This window comes from Methylosinus sp. DMC45 (assembly GCF_056313885.1).
Window position 1 is genome coordinate 297,904 of record NZ_JBQUZK010000056.1, and the last position, 19,253, is coordinate 317,156.

Annotated in this window: 20 protein-coding genes; all 20 read left to right on the plus strand. The window is 65.4% G+C overall.

The features are described 5' to 3' along the window. Positions 1–62 precede the first annotated feature (62 nt). The 20 genes from ACT53T_RS20520 (at position 63) to hypE (ending at position 19,244) form a co-directional block, all read left to right on the plus strand. Positions 63–2,297 (plus strand): carbohydrate porin, encoded by a 2,235-nt coding sequence (locus ACT53T_RS20520; RefSeq protein ID WP_476162632.1) that lies wholly within the window; start codon positions 63–65, stop codon positions 2,295–2,297. A gap of 42 nt (positions 2,298–2,339) precedes the next feature. Then, on the plus strand, positions 2,340–3,356 hold the full coding sequence (locus ACT53T_RS20525; protein WP_476162828.1) for an NADH-quinone oxidoreductase subunit B family protein: 1,017 nt from the start codon (positions 2,340–2,342) through the stop codon (positions 3,354–3,356). Next, positions 3,353–4,798 (plus strand): nickel-dependent hydrogenase large subunit, encoded by a 1,446-nt coding sequence (locus tag ACT53T_RS20530; RefSeq protein ID WP_476162633.1) that lies wholly within the window; start codon positions 3,353–3,355, stop codon positions 4,796–4,798. Before ACT53T_RS20525 ends, ACT53T_RS20530 begins: the two co-directional genes overlap by 4 nt. A gap of 191 nt (positions 4,799–4,989) precedes the next feature. Then, positions 4,990–6,063: a hydrogenase small subunit gene (locus tag ACT53T_RS20535; protein WP_476162634.1), complete on the plus strand. Its 1,074-nt coding sequence runs from the start codon at positions 4,990–4,992 to the stop codon at positions 6,061–6,063. Positions 6,064–6,275: 212 nt separating this feature from the next. Then, positions 6,276–8,066, plus strand: a complete 1,791-nt coding sequence (locus tag ACT53T_RS20540; RefSeq protein ID WP_476162635.1) for a nickel-dependent hydrogenase large subunit — start codon at positions 6,276–6,278, stop codon at positions 8,064–8,066. 12 nt (positions 8,067–8,078) lie between these two features. After that, entirely contained in the window at positions 8,079–8,804 is a 726-nt protein-coding gene (gene cybH / locus ACT53T_RS20545) for a Ni/Fe-hydrogenase, b-type cytochrome subunit (protein ID WP_476162636.1), read from the plus strand. A 98-nt stretch (positions 8,805–8,902) separates the two neighbouring features. Next, positions 8,903–9,484, plus strand: coding sequence for a HyaD/HybD family hydrogenase maturation endopeptidase (locus tag ACT53T_RS20550; RefSeq protein WP_476162637.1), 582 nt, complete (start codon positions 8,903–8,905; stop codon positions 9,482–9,484). Beyond that, positions 9,481–9,702, plus strand: coding sequence for a hypothetical protein (locus ACT53T_RS20555; protein ID WP_476162638.1), 222 nt, complete (start codon positions 9,481–9,483; stop codon positions 9,700–9,702). The genes ACT53T_RS20550 and ACT53T_RS20555 overlap by 4 nt, the downstream gene beginning before the upstream one ends. A gap of 12 nt (positions 9,703–9,714) precedes the next feature. Further along, a complete protein-coding gene (locus ACT53T_RS20560; protein ID WP_476162639.1) occupies positions 9,715–10,008 on the plus strand; it encodes a HypC/HybG/HupF family hydrogenase formation chaperone in 294 nt (97 codons plus the stop codon). 176 nt (positions 10,009–10,184) lie between these two features. Further along, positions 10,185–10,625 carry a thioredoxin domain-containing protein gene (locus ACT53T_RS20565; RefSeq protein ID WP_476162640.1) on the plus strand — a complete coding sequence of 147 codons (441 nt, stop codon included), beginning with the start codon at positions 10,185–10,187 and terminating at the stop codon, positions 10,623–10,625. Then, positions 10,622–11,476 (plus strand): hydrogenase expression/formation protein, encoded by an 855-nt coding sequence (locus tag ACT53T_RS20570; RefSeq protein ID WP_018266925.1) that lies wholly within the window; start codon positions 10,622–10,624, stop codon positions 11,474–11,476. Before ACT53T_RS20565 ends, ACT53T_RS20570 begins: the two co-directional genes overlap by 4 nt. After that, positions 11,473–11,670, plus strand: a complete 198-nt coding sequence (locus ACT53T_RS20575; protein WP_476162641.1) for a rubredoxin — start codon at positions 11,473–11,475, stop codon at positions 11,668–11,670. The genes ACT53T_RS20570 and ACT53T_RS20575 overlap by 4 nt, the downstream gene beginning before the upstream one ends. Beyond that, the gene (gene hybE, locus ACT53T_RS20580) at positions 11,658–12,167 is read left to right on the plus strand and encodes a [NiFe]-hydrogenase assembly chaperone HybE (RefSeq protein WP_476162642.1); all 510 of its coding nucleotides are present in this window, start codon (positions 11,658–11,660) and stop codon (positions 12,165–12,167) included. The genes ACT53T_RS20575 and hybE overlap by 13 nt, the downstream gene beginning before the upstream one ends. After that, on the plus strand, positions 12,164–13,216 hold the full coding sequence (locus ACT53T_RS20585) for a nickel-dependent hydrogenase large subunit (protein WP_476162643.1): 1,053 nt from the start codon (positions 12,164–12,166) through the stop codon (positions 13,214–13,216). The genes hybE and ACT53T_RS20585 overlap by 4 nt, the downstream gene beginning before the upstream one ends. Continuing rightward, positions 13,209–13,550: a hydrogenase maturation nickel metallochaperone HypA gene (hypA, locus tag ACT53T_RS20590; RefSeq protein ID WP_476162644.1), complete on the plus strand. Its 342-nt coding sequence runs from the start codon at positions 13,209–13,211 to the stop codon at positions 13,548–13,550. The genes ACT53T_RS20585 and hypA overlap by 8 nt, the downstream gene beginning before the upstream one ends. Beyond that, positions 13,550–14,554 carry a hydrogenase nickel incorporation protein HypB gene (hypB, locus tag ACT53T_RS20595; RefSeq protein WP_476162645.1) on the plus strand — a complete coding sequence of 335 codons (1,005 nt, stop codon included), beginning with the start codon at positions 13,550–13,552 and terminating at the stop codon, positions 14,552–14,554. Before hypA ends, hypB begins: the two co-directional genes overlap by 1 nt. 13 nt (positions 14,555–14,567) lie before the next feature. Next, positions 14,568–16,832, plus strand: a complete 2,265-nt coding sequence (hypF, locus tag ACT53T_RS20600) for a carbamoyltransferase HypF (RefSeq protein ID WP_476162646.1) — start codon at positions 14,568–14,570, stop codon at positions 16,830–16,832. A 5-nt stretch (positions 16,833–16,837) separates the two neighbouring features. Beyond that, positions 16,838–17,068 (plus strand): HypC/HybG/HupF family hydrogenase formation chaperone, encoded by a 231-nt coding sequence (locus tag ACT53T_RS20605; protein WP_018266933.1) that lies wholly within the window; start codon positions 16,838–16,840, stop codon positions 17,066–17,068. Further along, positions 17,065–18,198, plus strand: coding sequence for a hydrogenase formation protein HypD (gene hypD / locus ACT53T_RS20610; RefSeq protein ID WP_476162647.1), 1,134 nt, complete (start codon positions 17,065–17,067; stop codon positions 18,196–18,198). The genes ACT53T_RS20605 and hypD overlap by 4 nt, the downstream gene beginning before the upstream one ends. Continuing rightward, the gene (hypE, locus tag ACT53T_RS20615) at positions 18,195–19,244 is read left to right on the plus strand and encodes a hydrogenase expression/formation protein HypE (RefSeq protein WP_476162648.1); all 1,050 of its coding nucleotides are present in this window, start codon (positions 18,195–18,197) and stop codon (positions 19,242–19,244) included. Before hypD ends, hypE begins: the two co-directional genes overlap by 4 nt. Positions 19,245–19,253 lie beyond the last annotated feature (9 nt).

Sequence of the window (19,253 nt, forward strand, 5' to 3'; positions counted from 1 at the left end):
TCGCGCGTGCGACATGAAACTCTGCCAATATGCGAATCGCATAGAGAACGAACGACGAGCCGATGCATTTCCGAATTCTCGCCGCTCTGGCGACGCTGACTCTCGCATTCCAATGCGCGAGCCCATCGACCGCCGCCGACAAGCCGTCCGCTACGTCCGCCCCGCCCGCCTTCACATGGGCCGGACTGCATGTCGGAGTGAACGCCGGCGGCGGCCTGCCCATTGCGAGCGGCGGAACGCTGCAGGCCGGCAGCGGCTTTACGAGTAGCGCCTTCGACCTCGCCGCGCCGAATCGCGACCGCGCCGGAGCGAGCTTCGGCGCGCAGATCGGCTATGACTGGCAGCACGGGCCTTGGGTCTATGGCCTCGAGACCGATTTGAATTTTCTCGGCCTGCGCCGCGCCTCCACGGGAATTTTCCCGGCGCCCGCCGCCTATCGCCCACTCGGAATCACGGCCTATGGGCTGACCTCGGACGAGAATGGCGATTACTTCGCCAGCATTCGCGCGCGCCTCGGCTACGCCTTCGACCGCACGCTGTTCTACGCCACTGGCGGAATCGCCGCCGGCGGCTGGCGCGGCGCGTCCAATCTCGTCTTCTATGAGGCGGGGCCGCTCGGCCTGTTCTTCGCGCCGCTCTCCAAATCCTCACGCATGAAATATGCGATCGGCGGCGGGATCGAGCAGGCGCTCGACGACCATTTCTCGGCGCGGCTCGAATATCTCTTCGTCAATCAGCAATTGCAGAACCGCGTCTACGACAATAACTTTTCCTTCCAATTCGCCGCGCGCCAGCGCAGCGAGGCGCATGTGCTGCGTCTCGGCCTGAACTACCGCTTCGATCCGCAGGAGGAAGCGCGCGCAGACGCCAAGAGCGACGACGAGAAGACGTCCGACGCGGCCAAGAGCGAGGACGCAGCCGGCGACGACAAGGCGAAAAAGCGCGGCGAGAAAGGCAAGCGCGGAAAAAAGGCGAAGGACGAGAAAAAGAAAGAAGAGAAGGACGACAAGAAGGACGAGGAGATCTACAGCTTCCACGGTCAGACGACCGCGGTCGTGCAGGGCTATCCCAAATTCCCGGCGCCCTATTCCGGCTCGCGCAGCTTTCCGCCCAAAGGCCTCGCCGACGCCGGCTCGACCAGCAATCTCTTCTTCGGCATGCGCGTTTGGGACGGCGGCGCCGTCTATCTCAATCCCGAGGTCGACATGGGCTACGGCCTCGCCAATTCCGTCGGCGCCGCCTCTTACGTGAACGGCGCCGTCGCAAAAGTCGGACGCGCCGCGCCCTATATGCGCTTCCAGCGCTATTTCCTACGCCAGATCATCGGGCTCGATGGCGGCGAGAAGGTCGAGGACCCCGAGACCGGCTCCTATAACGAGGTGCTGGAATCGACGCAGAACCAGCTGTCGGGCAAGGTGGACAAGGATCGTCTGATCCTCACCATCGGCAAGTTCAGCGTGCCGGATATTTTCGACGACAACAAATACGCCCATGATCCGACGACGGGCTTCTTGAATTTCGGCGTCAACACGCTCGCCGCCTTCGACTACGCCGCCGATTCCTGGGGCTACACCTATGGCGCGGCGTTGGAGTGGAAGCAGGATTGGTGGACGGCGCGTGGCGGCTTGTTCCAGCTCTCCGAGATTCCCAACGGCCCCTATATCGAGCCGCAGATCGGCCGCCAGTTCATGGGCGTCGCCGAATTCGAGGCGCGCTACGATCTCCTCGAGCAGCCGGGCGTGATCAAATTCCTGGCCTTCGCCGACAATGGCAATCTCGCCAAGGTGCAGGACGCCATCGACTTCGCCTACCTCACCGGCAATTTTCCGCCGGACGTCAACAATCCATGGATTCGCAAGCGCCATGTGAAGGTCGGCGGCGGACTCAATGTGCAGCAGCAGCTCTCCAAGGAGGTCGGCGTCTTCCTGCGCGCCAGCATGTCGGACGGACGTTTCGAGACGGTGGACTACACCGACATCGACCGCTCGCTCTCGGCCGGCTTCACCGCCTCCGGCGCGCTGTGGGACCGCGACAAGGACGAGATCGGCGGCGCCATGGTGTTCTCCGGCCTCGCCGGCCCGCGCGTGAGCTATTTCGGCCTCGGCGGAACCAGCGTCTATATCGGCGACGGCAGGCTCTCCTACGCCGGCGAGAAAATGCTGGAGACCTATTACAAATACAACGTCCGCGACGGAGTCGAGCTGACGCTCGACTATCAGCTCATCGGCAATCCCGCGCATAATTCCGTGCGGGGGCCGGTCAATATCTTCGGCCTGCGGCTGCACGCGCAATTTTGAAGATTTGGGCGTCTTGGCCGATTGTTCTACAATTGGCTGGTGATGACGAAGGCGCGCGACGATTTCACTCTGCTCTGGCTGCAGGCCGGCAGCTGCGGCGGCTGCACGATGGCGACGCTGGAGCGCGGCGCTTCCGGCTGGTTCGAGGAGCTGCGCGGCTTCGGCATGCGCCTGCTCTGGCATCCGAGCGTGAGCGAGGAGACCGGCGAGGAAGCCCGCGCCATTCTCGCCCGCGTCGAGCGCGGCGAGCAAAAGCTCGGCGCGCTCTGCATAGAGGGCTCCATCCTCCACGGGCCGGAGGGCACCGGCCTTTTCAACAAGCTCTCCGGCACCGGCCGCAGCATGCTGGATTGGGCGCGCGCTCTGGCGCCGCGCGCCGATTATTGCGTGGCGGTGGGAAGCTGCGCCGCTTTCGGCGGCGTGCCCGCCGGCGCGCCCGACCCGACGGGCGCCAGCGGGCTGCAATATTCCGGCGTCGATATGGGCGGGGCGCTGGGGCCGGATTATCGCTCGGTCAAAGGGCTGCCGGTCGTCAATGTCTCCGGCTGCGCGCCGCATCCGGGCTGGATCATGGAGACGCTGCTCGCGCTCTCGCTCGGCCGCTTCACGCAGGCCGATATGGATGATTACGGCCGGCCGCGCATTTTCGCCGACCATCTCGCCCATCACGGCTGCAGCCGCAATGAATTCTACGAGTTCAAGGCCAGCGCCGAGGACTTCTCGGAGCGCGGTTGCCTGATGGAGCATTTGGGCTGCAAGGCGACGCAGGCGGTCGGCGATTGCAATCAGCGCGCCTGGAACGGCGGCGGCTCCTGCACCCAGGCGGGCTCGACCTGCATCGCCTGCACCTCGCCCGGCTTCGAGGCGACGCGCGGCGTCCATCGCACGCCCAAGATCGGCGGCATTCCGGTCGGCCTGCCGCTGGATATGCCGAAAGCTTGGTTCGTGGCGCTCGCCGCCCTCTCCAAATCGGCGATGCCCAAACGCGTGCGCGAGAACGCCCGCAGCGACCGTGTCGCCCGCGCCCCGACCCCGGGGACCGAGAAGAAGAAGCCATGAGCCGCATCGTCGTCGGGCCATTCAATCGCGTCGAGGGCGATCTCGAGGTGACGCTCGACGTCGAGAATGGCGTGGTGCGCGAGGCGCGCGTCTCGGCCTCGCTCTATCGCGGCTTCGAGCAATTGCTGCTCGGCCGTCCGGCCGCCGACGCGCTGGCGATCGCGCCGCGCATCTGCGGCATTTGCTCGGTCTCGCAATCTCTGGCCGCCGCCGCTGTGCTGCGCGCCGCCCAGCCGATCGCGCCCGCGCCCAACGGGCTGCTCGCCACCAATATCGCCCATGCGGCGGAGAATATCGCCGACCATCTCACGCATTTCTACGTCTTCTTCATGCCGGATTTCGCCCGCGCCGCTTATGCCGGCCGGCCCTGGCACAGCGCCGCGGAGGCGCGCTTCAAGGCGGTCTCCGGGGCGGCGCTGCGCGAGGCGCTGCCGGCGCGCGCGCGGCTGCTGGAGACGATGGGGCTGATCGCCGGCAAATGGCCGCACAGCCTCGCCTTCCGCGCCGGCGGCGTCACGCGGGCGCTGGCGCTGGGCGACGAGATGCGGCTGCGCGCCCTGCTCGCGGATTTTCGCGCCTTTCTCGAGCGCACGCTCTTCGCCGCGCCGCTCGAGACCGTGACCGCCCTCTCCTCGAGCGAGGAGCTCGATCGCTTCGCGGACAGCGCCGCCGGCGATTTTTCCGCCTTCCTCCGCATCGCCCGCGATCTTCGCCTCGAGGAGATGGGACGCGGTCCCGGCCTGCTGCTCTCCGCCGGAGCCTATCTCGGGCCGGAGGGCCATCGCTTCCCCGCCGGCCTCCTCGACACGAGGACGGGCGGGCTGCGCGAGCCGCCGCTCGATCATGTCGAGGAGGATGTCTCGCACGCCTATATGCGCGACACCGCCGCCGATCCTGCGCGCGCCGACACGCTTCCCGACATTCGCCGCGAGGGAGCCTATAGTTTCGCCAAGGCGCCGCGGCTCGAGGGCCGCGCGGTGGAGGTGGGCGCTCTGGCGCGTCAGGCCGTCGCCGGCCATCCGCTGATCGGCGATCTGCTCGCGCGTGGCGGCGGCTCCACCGTCCTCGCCCGCATCGTCGCGCGCGTCCTGGAGATCGCGCTGCTCACCGAGGCGATGGAGGATTGGACCCGCGCGCTGGCGCCGAGCGAGCCTTATTGCGCGCCGGACGCGCCGCTCGCCGACGGCGCCTTCGTCGGCTTCGTCGAGGCGGCGCGCGGAACGCTCGGCCATTGGGCGAGCTTCCGCGACGGTCAGATCGAGCGCTATCAGATCATCGCGCCGACGACCTGGAATTTCTCGCCGCGCGACGCCGCCGGCAATCCCGGCCCGCTGGAGCAGGCGCTGGCCGGGCTCGATGTGGGCGAAGCGGGCGCGACCAATGTCGCGGTGCAGCATATCGTGCGCTCCTTCGACCCCTGCATGGTCTGCACGGCGCATTGACTGTCTAGACTCTTTCCGCGACTGGAAAGCGGCTTCTCCTCGCGACGCCCTCCCCGAGCGAAGAGATTTTCGGCAATCGCCTGAGAGCCTGGAAAGATTCTCCTTACCCTCGCGCTGGCCCGCATCTTGCCGTTCTCTCCCCAAGCGGCGCCTTCGCGCGAATGCCGCATTGCACAAAGGTGGGGAAGGAAATGGCCGCCATCGAAACCTTCTACGACGTCATTCGCCGTCAGGGCGTCACGCGCCGCAGCTTCACCAAATTCTGCTCGCTCACCGCGGCGAGCCTCGGCCTCGGCCAGACCGCCGCCATGCAAATGGCGCAGGCGCTGGAGACCAAGCCGCGCATTCCGGTGATCTGGATGCATGGGCTCGAATGCACCTGCTGCTCGGAGAGCTTCATCCGCTCGGCGCATCCGCTGGCCAAGGACGTCGTGCTGTCGATGATCTCGCTCGACTATGACGACACCATCATGGCCGCCGCCGGCCATCAGGCCGAGGCGATTCTCGAGGAGACGAAGGAAAAGTACAAGGGCAAATATATTCTGGCCGTCGAGGGCAATCCGCCCCTGAACGAGGGCGGCATGTTCTGCATCGACGGCGGCAAGCCCTTCGTCGAGAAGCTGAAATGGATGGCCGAGGACGCCATGGCGATCATCGCCTGGGGCGCCTGCGCCTCCTGGGGCTGCGTGCAGGCGGCCAAGCCCAATCCGACGCAAGCGACACCGATCGACAAGGTCATCAAGGACAAGCCGATCATCAAGGTACCCGGCTGCCCGCCCATCGCCGAGGTGATGACCGGCGTGGTCACTTACGTCACCACTTTCGGCCGGCTGCCGGAACTCGACCGGCAGGGCCGGCCGAAAATGTTCTACTCCCAGCGCATCCACGACAAATGCTATCGCCGCCCGCATTTCGACGCCGGGCAGTTCGTGGAGGAATGGGACGATGAGGCGGCGCGCAAGGGCCATTGCCTCTACAAAATGGGCTGCAAGGGTCCGACGACCTATAACGCCTGCTCCACCGTGCGCTGGAACGGCGGCGTCTCCTTCCCCATCCAGTCCGGCCATGGCTGCATCGGCTGCTCGGAAGAGGATTTCTGGGATAAGGGCTCCTTCTACGACCGGCTGACCAAGATCAACCATTTCGGCATAGAGCATAACGCCGATGAGGTGGGCCTCGCGGCCGCGGCCGTCGTCGGCGGCGCCGTCGCCGTCCATGCCGGCGTCACCGCGGTGAAGCGCATCACTGCCAAGCACGAAGGGTAATCGCGCGACAGCGCAACCCTCGCCCCTCATGCTGAGGAGGCGGCGTAGCCGCCGTCTCGAAGCACGAGGGGCGAGTTCCAGAGGGCGCGCGTGACGCTTCCCTCGTCCTTCGAGACGCGGCCTTCGGCCGCTCCTCAGGATGAGGGAAGCTCCTACTGGCCACTCTGGACAAGAATTACACCGGCAACGGCCGATCTCGAGGAAACGCGATCATGGGCATTCAGACGCCGAACGGCTTCAATCTCGACAATTCCGGCAAGCGCATCGTCGTCGATCCGGTCACGCGCATCGAGGGACACCTCCGCGTCGAGGTCAATGTCGACAAGAACAATGTGATCCGCAACGCGGTCTCGACCGGCACCATGTGGCGCGGCATAGAGGTCATTCTGAAGGGCCGCGATCCGCGCGACGCCTGGGCCTTCACGCAGCGCATCTGCGGCGTCTGCACCGGCACACATGCGCTCACCTCGGTGCGCGCGGTGGAGAACGCGCTCGGCATCACCATTCCCGAGAACGCCAACTCCATCCGCAATATGATGCAGCTGGCGCTGCAGGTGCACGATCATCTCGTGCATTTCTATCATCTTCACGCGCTCGACTGGGTCGATGTGGTCTCGGCGCTCTCCGCCGATCCCAAGGCGACTTCGGCGCTGGCGCAGTCGATCTCCGATTGGCCTTTGTCCTCGCCCGGCTATTTCAAGGATCTGCAGATCCGCTTGAAGAAATTCGTCGAGTCGGGACAGCTCGGCCCGTTCAAGAACGGCTATTGGGGCCATGCGGCCTATAAGCTTCCGCCGGAAGCGAACCTCATGGCGGTCGCGCATTATCTCGAAGCGCTCGATTTCCAGAAGGAGATCGTGAAGGTCCAGACGATCTTCGGCGGCAAGAATCCGCATCCCAACTGGCTCGTCGGCGGCGTGCCTTGCGCCATCAATGTCGATGGCAATGGCGCGGTCGGCGCGATCAATATGGAGCGCCTCAACGACGTCACCTCGATCATTCAGCAGTCGATCGACTTCGTCGAGAAGGTCTATCTGCCGGATGTGCTCGCCATCGGCTCCTTCTACAAGGATTGGCTCTATGGCGGCGGCCTCTCCGGCAAGAATGTCATGGCCTATGGCGATATTCCCGAGCACGCCAATGATTTTTCTCCCGGCAATCTCGGCCTGCCGCGTGGCGTGATCCTCAATGGCAATCTGAAAGAGATTTTCCCGGTCGATCACACCGATCCCGAGCAGATCCAGGAGTTCGTCACCCACTCCTGGTACAAATACCCGGACGAGACCAAGGGGCTGCATCCCTGGGACGGAATCACCGAGCCCAATTACAAGCTCGGCCCCAACGCCAAGGGCACGCCGACCAATATTCAGGAGCTGGACGAAGCCGGCAAATATTCCTGGATCAAGGCGCCGCGCTGGCGCGGCAACGCCGTCGAGGTGGGACCGCTGGCGCGCTATATCGTCGGCTACGCTCAGGGCAAGGCGGAGTTCAAGGAGCCGACCGACGAGTTCCTGAAGAAGCTCGGCGTGCCGGTGACGGCGCTTTTCTCGACGCTCGGCCGCACGGCGGCGCGCGCGCTGGAGGCGCAATGGGCGGTGCGCAAGATGGAGCACTTCCAGAACAAGCTGATCGCCAATATCAAGGCCGGCGATTCCTCCACCGCCAATATCGACAAATGGAACCCGCAGGCCTGGCCGAAGGAGGCCAAGGGTTTCGGCTTCACCGAGGCGCCGCGCGGCGCGCTCGCCCATTGGATCAAGGTGAAGGACGGCAAGATCGAGAATTACCAATGCGTCGTGCCGACCACTTGGAATGGCAGCCCGCGCGATCCCAAGGGCAATATCGGCGCTTTCGAGGCCTCGCTGATGGACACGCCGCTGGCCGATCCGCAAAAGCCGCTCGAGATTCTGCGCACCATCCACTCCTTCGATCCCTGCCTCGCCTGCTCCACGCATGTGATGAGCGAGGACGGCCAGGAGATGACGCAAGTCAAGGTTCGCTGAGGAGGCGAGGTCATGACCGAGGCGACGCAAATCCATGGCGTGCTCGACGCTCACGGCGAAAAAGCTGCCGAGCTGCAGAGCGTCTATGTCTATGAGGCGCCGGTGCGGCTCTGGCACTGGATCAATGCGGCGGCGATCGTCGTGCTGGCGACGACGGGCTATTTCATCGCCTCGCCATTGCCTTCGACGCCCGGCGAAGCGAGCTCGCAGTTCCTGATGGGCTATATACGCTTCGCGCATTTCTCGGCGGGCTATGTGCTCGCCGTGGCGCTGCTGCTGCGCATCTATTGGGCCTTCGTCGGCAACGAGCACGCCAAGCAGATTTTCTATCTGCCGGTGTGGGACCGCCAATGGCTGTCGGGCATTCTCTACGAGGCGGGCTGGTATTCCTTCCTGGTGAAGCAGCCGAAGAAATACATCGGCCATAATCCGCTCGGCCATCTGGTGATGCATCTCTTCATGCTCAACCTGGCCTTTCTGGTGGTGACAGGCTTCGCGCTCTACTCCGAGGGCGAGGGCCGCGACAGCTGGCAATACAAGCTGTTCGGATGGGTGTTCGCGATCTGGCCGAACAGCCAGGACGTCCACACCTGGCATCATCTCGCCATGTGGGGCGTCGTGCTCTTCGTGATTATCCACATCTACACCGCCGTGCGCGAGGATATCGTCTCCCGCCAGAGCCTCATCTCCTCGATGATCTCCGGCGAGCGCGTGTTCCGCGACGAGGCCGACAAGTGAGATCGTCATCGCGCGGAGCGACGCGACGAAGCAATCCAGAGTCGCGAGACGGCCCCTGGATCGCTTCGCTCCGCTCGCGATGACGGGAGAATAAAGCGATGCGCACTCTCATTCTCGGCATAGGCAATATTCTCTGGGCCGATGAAGGCTTCGGCGTGCGCGCGGTGGAGGAGTTCCATGCGCGCTATGAGACGAGCGGCGACGTCACCATTCTCGACGGCGGCACGCAGGGCCTCTATCTGGTGCAATTCGTCGAGGCCTGCGATCAGCTGCTCGTCTTCGACGCCATAGACTATGGGCTCGAGCCCGGAACCTTGCGCATCGTGCGCGACGGCGAGGTTCCGCGCTTCATGGGCGCGAAGAAGATGAGCCTGCATCAGACCGGCTTTCAGGAGGTGCTCTCCGCCGCCGATCTGCTCGGCCGCTATCCCTCGCGCCTCGCGCTGATCGGCTGCCAGCCGCAGGACCTCGAGGATTGGGGCGGCCCGCTGACGCCGCCGGTCGTCGCCGCGATCGAGCCGGCGCTCGACGCAGCGGTCGCGACTCTGACAGAATGGGGCGTCGAGCTACGCCCACGCGCGGAGAGCGCGCAGAGCTTCCAGCGCCTGCTGGCGCATGACCTAGACCACAGCGCCTATGAGAGGCGCCTCGGCGCCGCCGATGAGGAGACGAGACCATGAAAACGATCCGTTTCGCGGCTGCCGCCGCCGCTTTTCTGCTTCCGGCGACGGCCATGGCGCATCCGGGCGCGCATCCGAACGATCTCGCCTATGACATCGCCCATATTTTCACCGAGCCGGATCATCTGCTCGCCATGGCGATGGCGCTCGGCTGGGGCTCGATGGTCGTCGCCGTGGGCCTCTGGTTCAAGCCCTGGCGCGCTTCCTCCTGGCGCTGACGGAACGCGAGCATGTGCGTCGGCTTTCCCATGACCGTCGTCGAAGGCGACGCTTTCGAAGCGCTATGCGAGCGGCGCGGCGAACGCCACGCCGTCTCCATGGCGCTGGTCGGCGCGCAGCCCGCCGGGACCAAGGTGCTGGTCCATGTCGGCACGGCGGTCCGCGTGTTGGACCCGCTCGAGGCCGCGCAAATCGACGACGCTCTGGACGCAGTGGAAAAAGCCCTCGCCGGCGAGAATGTCGATCATCTTTTCGCGGATCTGGTCGACCGCGAGCCGCAGCTGCCCGAATTCCTGCGCAAGTGACCACTCTGGAAAACTTCTATCCAGAATGATAAGCTACATTCCAGATACGGCCTGCCGAGCCTTCGGCTCCTGCTGGAAAGCTTCTTTCGACTCAGTCGCCTAGCGCGTCGCCGTCGCGAGCCGCCCATGGCATGGCGATTGCGGCCTCCTCGGCAAAAATAAAATGGGAGGACCGCATGTCCGGGTCGTTGCAGCTGGCGCTGAGCGAAAAATCCGGCGTCGCTCTGCTGGACGAGACCAATATCGACGCTTTTCTCACGCCAGAGCCCGGCGCGAGCGCGCATTCTCTGCTCTTTTTCGGCGGCGATCCCGCGCAGCGCAGCGAGACCCATGATGTGGCGATCATCTTTCCACAGCTGGTCAAGGCCTTCGCCGGCCGGCTGCGCGCCGCCATCATCGCGCCCGCGGCCGAGAAGACGCTGGAGGGACGCTTCAGCGTTTGCGTCTATCCGAGCCTCGTCGTGACCTATGGAAGCGAGACGCTGGGCGTGCTGCCGAAAGTCTATGACTGGTCCGAATATCTCTCTCGGATCGAGGCGCTGCTGCAATTGCAGGCCGCGCCGCCGAAAGAGCCGCGCGTGCGCATCACCTTCACGGAAGGGGAGACGAGTTCATGAAAGCCGGATTCTGGGTTTCGCCGGACGGCGCCGATGAAGCGATGACGGTCATGCCGATCGGCTATGACGCCGAGGCCGAAACCAAGCGCAGCGTCATCTCTTTTCTCGCGACCGCGACCGGCGAGCAGGCCGTCGCCGAATGCCCCCGCGCCGCCGCTCTGCTGCCGCAGCTCGCCGATGCGCTCGCCGCGCAGCGCGCCGATGCGCCGGGCAAGCTCTTCGACATCACCGACTATGAGGCGAAAGAGCGCGAGCTCATCGGCCAAGTGCTCGGCGAGGGCGAGGTGAGCGGCGTCGCCGCGCTCCCCGACGGCGTCACCGCGCAAATCCTCGAGGCCTCCATGGCGGGCCTGTGGCGCGTGCGCTTCACCGATGCGCAAGGACGGCTCACGGCCGATTATCTCGAGATCGCCGCCATTCCCCATGTCGTCGAGCGCGCGGCGAAAGTCACCGCCGAGCGCATCGCCATAGGCGCGGAGCCCGAAGGCGCGATGAATGTGATGCCCATGCTGGCCGAGATCGACGCCCGCATGCGCGCGCACAAAGCCGGCGATCCGTCGCATGTCATCAATTTCTCGCTTCTGCCCGTGTCCGAGATCGACATGGAGCATTTGCAGCAAACGCTCGGCAATGGACCCGTGCAGCTGATCTCGCGCGGCTATGGCTCCGCCAAGATCACCGCGACCGGCGCCCGCAATGTGTGGTCGGTGCAATTCTTCAACGCCATGGGCACGATCATCCTCGATACGCTGGAGATCGGCGACACGCCCGCCGCCGCCTGCGCCGCCGACGAGGATTTCCACGATTCGGCGGAGCGTCTGCGCGAGATTCACGAGGCCTATTTCACATGAGCGACGAAACGCTTCGCGATATCGCCCCCGACGCACGCATGGAATGCGGCGTGTGCTGGCATGTCTATGATCCGGCCGACGGCGATCCCGTCTGGCAGATTCCGCCCGGCGTCGCCTTCGCCGATCTTCCCGCCGACTGGCGCTGCCCCGAATGCGACGCGCCGCAAGAGAAATTCTTGAGGTGCGAGAATTGAGCGACGCCGCGGCGAGAGGCGAGAAGCTCGCGGATTTCTACCGCCGCGTCCATGCGACGTCGATGCGGGACTCCGGCCTCTGCAACGAGGCGCTCACGGTGGAGCCCGTCGGCTTTCGCGACTTCGGCCCTTATGCGCTGGGCGTGATCGTCACGCCCTGGTTCGCCAATCTCGTCGTCGCCGCGCCGCGCGAGGGCGCCGAGGCGCCCTTCCCTGATCCAGCGCGGCTGCAATTGCGCTTTCCCGCCGGCGACGTCGATTTCAATGTCAGCGAGATCGACGGCTTCGGCCGCATCGCCGCCTGCTCGCTGTTCTCGCCCATGGATGAGTTCGCCGATCACGACGCCGCGCGAACAGCGGCGCACGCGGCGCTCGACGCATTGCTCGATCCAACGCTGAACGAAGCGCCGAAGCGCGAGACGGAGCCGACCGCCGCCCTCGATCGGCGCGCATTGTTCGGCGGCCGTCGACGCGGCGACGAAGAGGCCTCGCCATGAGCGCGGGCGCCGATCTCGGAGGGCTCGGCCCCGGCGCGATCTCCATCGTCGCCGAGCTCGCCGATGAGCGCATTTGCTCGGTGCGCGTGCGCTCGAGCCGGCCCGCGCATCTCACGCGTCTGTTTCGCGGCCGCCCCGCCGCGGAAGTCGCGCCGCTCGCCGGACGGCTGTTCTCGCTCTGCGGCCTCTCCCACGCTTTCGCCGCCTCGCGCGCCATCGCCGCGGCGCGCGGAGACATTCGCAAGCCCACGCCGCAAGATCTCGTCGCGCTCGATTGCGAGCGCCTCTCCGAGACATTGCGCGCGCTGGCGACAATGGCGGAGGACGCGGTTCCGCCGACCGCCCTGCGCGCCGTTCTGACGCTGACGCGCGAGCTCGCGACAGGCGACGCGCGCGACCGCGCCGCGACCGCCGCCCGTCTGCGCGCCGAGACGGCGAAGATCGGCCTGCTGGACGCTATGGGCGGCGATACGCCTTTCGGCAAATTGTCGCGCGCGCTGGCGCGCAGCCCCGCCATAGCCGCGAGCGCGCCCGATGCGCTGCGCGCAGAGGACGACGCCCTCGTGCTGGAGGGAATAAGAGCGCAGGGCGAAAGCTTCAGCGCTACGCCCAGCATCGCCGGCCGCGCGCCGGAGACCGGCGCATTCGCGCGTCATTGGCGCGAGACCGATCTGTCGCGCGGCGCGATCTGCGCGCGCTTTTCCGCCCGCATGATCGATCTCGATCGGCTCGTGGCGCGCCTCTCCAATGGCGCGGAAGACTCTTCGCGCAGCGACGCTCCCGCTGCGCGCGAAGCCTATTGCGCGGTCGAAACTTCGCGCGGGGAGCTGTATCATTGGGTTCGGCTCACACCGGACGATAGGATCGAGAATTATGCGATCATCGCGCCGACAGAATGGAATTTCCATCCCGCCGGACCTTTCGTCGCCGCCCTGCTCGGCGCGCGCATTCCGCGCGCCGCGGCGGCGCAGACGATCACGCGCCTCGCCGGCCTTTTCGATCCTTGCGTCGCCTTTCACGTCGAGCTGCGCGAGGCCGCCTATGCATGAGATGGCGCTGACCGAGAGCATCGTCGAGCTGATCGAGGAAGAGAGCCGCAAGCAGGGCTTTTCCCGCGTGCGCGTGGTGCGGCTCGAGATCGGCGCGCTGAGCCATGTGGAGCCGGAGGCGATCCGCTTCTGCTTCGAGGCGGTGACGCATGGCGGAATCGCTCGAGGCGCGCGGCTCGACATATTGCGCATTCCCGGCGAAGGCTGGTGCCTCGATTGCGCCAAGACCGTCGCCGTCCAAGAGAGATTTGGTCCTTGCCCGGACTGCGGCGGATATCATGTCCAAGTCACCGGCGGCGAGGATATGCGGGTGCAGGAACTGGAGGTCGACTAATGTGCACGGTCTGCGGCTGCGGAACGTCCAGCATCGAAGGAAAGCCAGAGCATAGCCACGACCATCCGCATGATCATGCGCATGATCATGCGCATGATCACGCTCATGGCCACGCTCACGACCATCATCATGGTCATGATCACGATCACCACCATGATCATGACCACGACCATCATCATCATGATCACCCGCATCCGCACGATCACAACCATCCTCACGCGCATGATCACGATCACGATCATTCGCACGACGATCACGGCCATCGTCACGATTATGGCTCCGGCCCTGCGGGCGTTCACGTTCCCGGCCTCAGCCAGGAGCGCATCGTCCGCATAGAGCGGGACATTCTCTCCAAGAACAACGACCATGCGCGCGAGAACCGGGTGCGCTTCGAGCAATCCGGCGTCTTCGCGCTCAACTTCGTCTCCAGCCCCGGCTCGGGCAAGACGCAGCTGCTCGTGCGCACGATCACCGATCTGAAAGACCGCTTTCCCATTTCCGTCATCGAAGGCGACCAGCAGACCTCCAATGACGCCGAGCGCATCCGCGCGACCGGCGTTCCGGCCTTGCAGATCAACACCGGCAAGGGCTGCCATCTCGATGCGCATATGGTCTCGCGCGCGCTCGCCGAGCTTTCCGTCGCGCCCTCCTCGCTGCTCTTCATCGAGAATGTCGGCAATCTCGTCTGCCCCGCCGCCTTCGATCTCGGCGAGGCGCATAAGGTCGTCGTGCTCTCGGTGACGGAGGGTGAGGACAAGCCGCTCAAATATCCCGAAATGTTCGCGGCCTCCGATCTGATGCTGCTGAACAAATCCGATCTTCTGCCGCATGTGGAGTTCGATGTCGGCCGCTGTCTCGCCAATGCGCTGAAGGTCAATCCCGATCTGCAGACATTGGTCGTCTCCGCGCGCAGCGGCGAAGGCATGGCGGCCTTCTACGCCTGGATCGAGGCGCGCGCGGCGCGGGCCGCCGCGAGAAGCGCGCGCGCCGCCGCGGCGAAGTGAGGAGAAGAGGCGCATGCCGTCGAACGAGGCGACGAGGCTGAGGCTGCGCGTGACCGGCGCCGTGCAGGGCGTCGGCTTTCGTCCTTTCGTGCATTCGCTCGCCGACCGCTACGCCCTCGCCGGCTTCGTGCGCAATGATTCTCGAGGCGTGCTGATGGAGGTGGAAGGCGCGCGCGTCGATGATTTCGTCGCGGCGCTGCGACGCGAGCCGCCGCCGCTCGCGCGCATCGACACGCTGGAATGCGAGACGATCACGCCGCTGCGCGACGCCAAATTCTCGATCGAGCCGAGCCACGACGGCAAGACGCAGACGCGCATAACGCCGGACGCCGCCGTCTGCGACGACTGCCTGAATGATCTCTTCGATCCGAAGAGCCGTTTCTATCTCTATCCTTTCGTCAATTGCACCCATTGCGGCCCGCGCTACACGCTGACGCGGCGCCTGCCCTATGATCGCGCACAAACCTCTATGGCGCCTTTCGCTATGTGCGAGGATTGCGCGCGCGATTACGCAGACCCGACCAATCGGCGCTTTCACGCGCAGCCGATCGCCTGCCCGAAATGCGGTCCGCGGCTCGCCTATCTGGGGCCGCAGGGTGCGAGCCTGAAGGCTCGCGGTCCGAGCGCCGCAATGGACCGCGAGCCTTCAAGCTCGATCATCCAGCAAATCGTCGCGACTCTCCAAAACGGCGGCATTGTCGCGCTGAAGGGAATTGGAGGCTTTCATCTCCTCTGCGATGCGCGCAATGAGGCGGCCGTCGCCGAGCTGCGCCGCCGCAAGGGCCGCGACGCAAAGCCTTTCGCCGTGATGGTCGCCGATCAGGATTCGGCGATGCGCGCGGGCGTCTTCGACGCGCAATCGCTGCGCCTGCTGCAATCGCGCGCGCGGCCGATCGTCATCGTCGAGAAGCGCGAGGAATTCGCGCCTTCCGTCGCGCCCGGCCTCTCGCGCATCGGCGTCATTCTGCCCTATGCGCCTCTGCATCATCTGCTGTTTCACGCCGCCGCGGATCTGGCGCTCGTCGCCACCAGCGCCAATCCGAGCGGCGAGCCGCTGATCGTCGATGACGGCGAGGCGCGCGAGAAGCTCGCCTCCATCGCCGATCTCATCGTCGGCCATGATCGCGCCATTGTCGCGCGCGCCGATGATAGCGTGACGTCCGTCATCGCCGGAGCGCCCGCCTTCTTGCGTCGCGCGCGCGGCTTCGTTCCCGAGCCCATAGCGCTCGCGAGCGACGGCCCCGACACTCTGGCGCTCGGCGCGCATCTGAAAACCACCATCACCGTAACGCGTGGGCGCGAGGCTTTCGTCTCGACTCATATCGGCTCGCTCGACGATCGCGCGACAATCGACTTCTATCGCGAGACCATTGTGCGAATGCTCGATATTCTCGATGTGAAGCCCGAGCGCGTCGCCTGCGATCTCCACCCCGATCTCGCCTCGACGCGCTACGCCGAAGAGACGGGGCTGCCCGTCATTCGCGTGCAGCATCACGCCGCGCATATCGCCGCCATCGCCGCCGAGCATAAAATCGACGGCCCCGTTCTCGGCGCCGCGCTCGACGGCTATGGCTATGGCGACGACGGCGGCGCCTGGGGCGGCGAACTGATGCTGGTCGATGCAGGCAGCTGGCGCCGCCTCGGCCATATCGCGCCGCTGCCGCTGCCCGGCGGCGACCGCGCCGCGCGCGAACCCTGGCGCATGGGCGTCGCTGCGCTCGCCGCGCAGAATCGCTGCGGCGACGCGTTCGATCGCTTTCCGGGCATGGAGCTCGTCGGCAAGGTGGCCATGCTGGCCAGCGCGCCCAATGTCGCGCGAACGACGAGCCTCGGCCGCATGTTCGACGCCGCCGCGGCGCTGCTCGGCGTGCGGCTCGTGCAGCAATATGAAGGGCAGGCGGCGATGGAGCTGGAGGCGCTGTGCAAAAGCACGCGTACGCTCGCCAATGGCTACGCAATAGAGAATGACATTGTCGATCTGAGCAAGCTCTTCGCCGCTCTGCTGAAACCGGGCCTCGCCGCGACGCAAGGCGCCGAGCTGTTTCATGGAACGCTGATCGAAGCGCTCGCGCAATGGCTCTGCGCGGCGGCGCAGGCGCGAGGCGTTACGCGCGTCGCGCTCGGCGGCGGCTGCATGATGAATAGAATTCTCGCCGAAGGCCTCGTCTCGCGCCTTCGCGACTTTGGAATAGAAGCGCTGCTCGCGCGCGCGGCGCCGACGAATGACGGCGGACTCTCGCTCGGCCAAGCCCATATTGCGCGAATGAGAAAGGTCTAAAGCAGATGTGCCTCGCCATTCCCGCCCGCGTCGAGGAGCTGCTGCCAGACGATATGGCGCGCGTCAGCGTCGACGGCGTCGGCAAGCTGGTGTCCGTCGCGCTCGTCGATGGTCTTACGATCGGCGATTATGTCGTGCTGCATGTCGGCTATGCGCTCGCCAAGATCGACGAGGAAGAGGCGATGGCGACGCTCGCTCTGCTGCGCGAGGCCGCGGCGCTGGGAGAGGCGCAATGAAGCATGTCGACGAATATCGCGACGGCGATCTCGCCCGCGCCATAGCGCAGCGCATCGCCGCGGAAGCGCAGAGCGATCGTCAATATCGCTTCATGGAATTTTGCGGCGGCCATACGCATGCGATCTCGCGCTATGGCATAGAGGATCTGCTGCCCGAGAATATTCGCCTCATTCACGGCCCCGGCTGCCCCGTCTGCGTGCTGCCGATGGGCCGCATAGACGACGCCATTCGCCTCGCCGCGCGCGAGGAGGTGACGCTCTGCACCTATGCCGATCTGATGCGCGTGCCCGCCTCCGGCGGCTCGAGCCTGATGAAGGCCAAGGCCGACGGCGCCGATATTCGCATGGTCTATTCGACGCTCGACGCCATCGCCATCGCCGAGAAGGAGCCGCAGCGCCAAATCGTCTTCTTCGCCATAGGCTTCGAGACCACGACGCCGCCGACCGCGCTCGCCATTCGCCTCGCGCAGAAGAAGGGCCTCACGAATTTCTCCATCTTCTGCAATCATGTGCTGACGCCGGCGGCGATGCAGGCCATTCTCGACACCGACAATGGCGTCGAGATCGAAGGCTTCGTCGGCCCCGCGCATGTCTCCACCGTCATCGGCTCCGCGCCCTATCGACGCTTCGCCAGCGATTATCGCAAGCCCGTCGTCATCGCCGGCTTCGAGCCGCTGGATGTGCTGCAGGCCATTTTGATGCTGCTGCGGCAGATCAACGAGGGCCGCTGCGAGATCGAGAATCAATATCGCCGCGCCGTCACCGAGAACGGCAACGCCAGAGCCATCGACGAGGTCGCAGAGATTTTCGAGCTGCGCGAGGCCTTCGAATGGCGCGGGCTCGGCGAGATTCCAAAGAGCGCGCTGAAGCTGCGCGACGCTTACGCCATATATGACGTGGAGCGCCGCTTTTCCATGGAGACCAAGCCGGCGCGCGACAATCCCGCCTGCGAATGCGGCGCGATATTGCGCGGACAAAAGCGCCCGCAGGATTGCAAGCTGTTCGGCGTCGCCTGCACGCCGGAGACGCCCATGGGCTCCTGCATGGTCTCGTCGGAAGGCTCTTGCGCCGCCTATTGGGCTTATGGAAGATTCCGGCAATATCAAAACGAAGCGCGGAAAGCGTCATGAACAAGCATGAGCCGGCAGGCCGCAAGCTCGATCTCCGCAATGGCCGCGTGGAGCTGTCGCATGGCTCCGGCGGACGCGCCATGGCGCGGCTGATCGGCGAGATTTTCCACGCCGCCTTCGACAATGAATGGCTCGCCGCCGGCAATGACCAGGCGGCCTTCGACATTCCCGCCGGGCGCATGGCGATGACGACGGACGGCTATGTCGTCTCGCCTTTGTTCTTTCCCGGCGGCGATATCGGCAAGCTCGCCGTGCATGGCACGATCAACGACATCGCCATGGCCGGCGCGCGGCCGCTGCATATGTCGGCGAGCTTCATCATAGAGGAAGGCTTTCCGCTCGCCGAGCTGAAGCTGATTGCGCAGAGCATGGGTGAAGCCTCGCGCGCGGCCGGCGTCGCCATCGTCACCGGCGACACAAAAGTGGTGGAGCGCGGCAAGGCGGATGGCGTCTTTATCTCGACGAGCTGCATCGGGATCATACCGGCCGGGCTCGCGCTGTCCGGCGACAAGGCGCGGCCGGGCGATGTGGTGCTGCTCTCCGGCTCGATCGGCGATCATGGCGTCGCGGTCATGTCGAAGCGCGAAAATCTGTCCTTCGATACGGAAGTGCTGTCCGATACGGCGGCGCTGCACGAGCTGGTCGCCGCTATGGTGGAGACCGCGGGCGGCGCCATTCGCCTGATGCGCGATCCGACGCGCGGCGGCGTCGCGGCGACTCTCAATGAGATCGCGCATCAATCGCGCGTCGGCGTGCGCATAGACGAGAAAGCCATTCCCATCGCGCCGCAAGTGGCCGCCGCCTGCGAGCTGCTGGGGCTCGATCCTCTGCATGTGGCCAATGAGGGCAAGCTGCTCGCCGTGGTCGCGCGCGAGGCCGCCGATGCGCTGCTCGCCACGATGCGCGCGCATCCGCTGGGCGCAGAGGCCGCGCGCATCGGCGAGATCGTCGCCGATGAGCATTGCTTCGTGCAGATGACGACCGCCTTCGGCGGCGGCCGCATCATCGACTGGCTATCCGGCGAGCAATTGCCGCGCATCTGCTAGAGTGCTTTT

What these genes read in the sequence shown, in the direction of transcription:
- ACT53T_RS20565 (WP_476162640.1), top strand. Translation starts at nt 10,185, where the DNA reads ATGTCCGGGTCGTTGCAGCTGGCGCTGAGCGAAAAATCCGGCGTCGCT.
- ACT53T_RS20605 (WP_018266933.1), top strand. Translation starts at nt 16,838, where the DNA reads ATGTGCCTCGCCATTCCCGCCCGCGTCGAGGAGCTGCTGCCAGACGAT.
- ACT53T_RS20560 (WP_476162639.1), top strand. Translation starts at nt 9,715, where the DNA reads ATGTGCGTCGGCTTTCCCATGACCGTCGTCGAAGGCGACGCTTTCGAA.
- hypF (WP_476162646.1), top strand. Translation starts at nt 14,568, where the DNA reads ATGCCGTCGAACGAGGCGACGAGGCTGAGGCTGCGCGTGACCGGCGCC.
- hypA (WP_476162644.1), top strand. Translation starts at nt 13,209, where the DNA reads ATGCATGAGATGGCGCTGACCGAGAGCATCGTCGAGCTGATCGAGGAA.
- ACT53T_RS20525 (WP_476162828.1), top strand. Translation starts at nt 2,340, where the DNA reads ATGACGAAGGCGCGCGACGATTTCACTCTGCTCTGGCTGCAGGCCGGC.
- ACT53T_RS20575 (WP_476162641.1), top strand. Translation starts at nt 11,473, where the DNA reads ATGAGCGACGAAACGCTTCGCGATATCGCCCCCGACGCACGCATGGAA.
- ACT53T_RS20570 (WP_018266925.1), top strand. Translation starts at nt 10,622, where the DNA reads ATGAAAGCCGGATTCTGGGTTTCGCCGGACGGCGCCGATGAAGCGATG.
- ACT53T_RS20520 (WP_476162632.1), top strand. Translation starts at nt 63, where the DNA reads ATGCATTTCCGAATTCTCGCCGCTCTGGCGACGCTGACTCTCGCATTC.
- cybH (WP_476162636.1), top strand. Translation starts at nt 8,079, where the DNA reads ATGACCGAGGCGACGCAAATCCATGGCGTGCTCGACGCTCACGGCGAA.
- ACT53T_RS20540 (WP_476162635.1), top strand. Translation starts at nt 6,276, where the DNA reads ATGGGCATTCAGACGCCGAACGGCTTCAATCTCGACAATTCCGGCAAG.
- ACT53T_RS20585 (WP_476162643.1), top strand. Translation starts at nt 12,164, where the DNA reads ATGAGCGCGGGCGCCGATCTCGGAGGGCTCGGCCCCGGCGCGATCTCC.
- ACT53T_RS20535 (WP_476162634.1), top strand. Translation starts at nt 4,990, where the DNA reads ATGGCCGCCATCGAAACCTTCTACGACGTCATTCGCCGTCAGGGCGTC.
- hypE (WP_476162648.1), top strand. Translation starts at nt 18,195, where the DNA reads ATGAACAAGCATGAGCCGGCAGGCCGCAAGCTCGATCTCCGCAATGGC.
- hypD (WP_476162647.1), top strand. Translation starts at nt 17,065, where the DNA reads ATGAAGCATGTCGACGAATATCGCGACGGCGATCTCGCCCGCGCCATA.
- ACT53T_RS20530 (WP_476162633.1), top strand. Translation starts at nt 3,353, where the DNA reads ATGAGCCGCATCGTCGTCGGGCCATTCAATCGCGTCGAGGGCGATCTC.
- ACT53T_RS20555 (WP_476162638.1), top strand. Translation starts at nt 9,481, where the DNA reads ATGAAAACGATCCGTTTCGCGGCTGCCGCCGCCGCTTTTCTGCTTCCG.
- ACT53T_RS20550 (WP_476162637.1), top strand. Translation starts at nt 8,903, where the DNA reads ATGCGCACTCTCATTCTCGGCATAGGCAATATTCTCTGGGCCGATGAA.
- hypB (WP_476162645.1), top strand. Translation starts at nt 13,550, where the DNA reads ATGTGCACGGTCTGCGGCTGCGGAACGTCCAGCATCGAAGGAAAGCCA.